Consider the following 514-nt stretch of genomic DNA (forward strand, 5'->3'; position numbering starts at 1 on the left):
AGATATTTTCTTCCCTGATAGGTTGAATTTTAGACTATGATATTCTATACTGACACAGCTCAGCGAACGTTCTCTTTATTGCACCTTAGTTTACAGAATGGTAACTATCAATTAGCAACCCGAATTTTAAAAGAAGGGTGTATTAATGTTGAGCAACAGAATAATAAAGGTAAAACAGCTCTGGATATATTGCACGAAAGCCCATTAGCACTTGAGCAAAAAGAAGTCCTTGACGCTCCTTTAGCACAGCATCCTGATACTCATCTATCAAATACTAATGAGTATACACAGAGCGACTTAGCTACAGGTGAATCAATGACATCAGTTTTAGGGGATATCTCGCATCATACTACAGATACTGGTTGCATATCGTAACAACAGCCAGAGGGCACAATTATAAGAATATATCCGCTCATCTAGTGGCTGGGATCATAGTGCCCTACAATTTTTATTCTATAAGTATTAAACAGCATAAAAACGTCATTGCGAGAAGGCGTGAGCCTACGAAGCAATC

Annotated in this window: 1 protein-coding gene; it reads left to right on the plus strand. The window is 38.1% G+C overall.

The window, feature by feature from the left end; all coding sequences use genetic code 11:
* Positions 1-36 precede the first annotated feature (36 nt).
* On the plus strand, positions 37-375 hold the full coding sequence (locus RiCNE_RS07075) for a hypothetical protein (RefSeq protein WP_094649840.1): 339 nt from the start codon (positions 37-39) through the stop codon (positions 373-375).
* Positions 376-514: the final 139 nt, after the last annotated feature.

Origin of the sequence: Rickettsia endosymbiont of Culicoides newsteadi (assembly GCF_002259525.1) — a bacterium.
GTDB lineage: Bacteria > Pseudomonadota > Alphaproteobacteria > Rickettsiales > Rickettsiaceae > Tisiphia.

Excerpts from the sequence above, each read along its gene's own strand:
- RiCNE_RS07075 (WP_094649840.1), top strand. The coding sequence starts at position 37 with ATGATATTCTATACTGACACAGCTCAGCGAACGTTCTCTTTATTGCAC.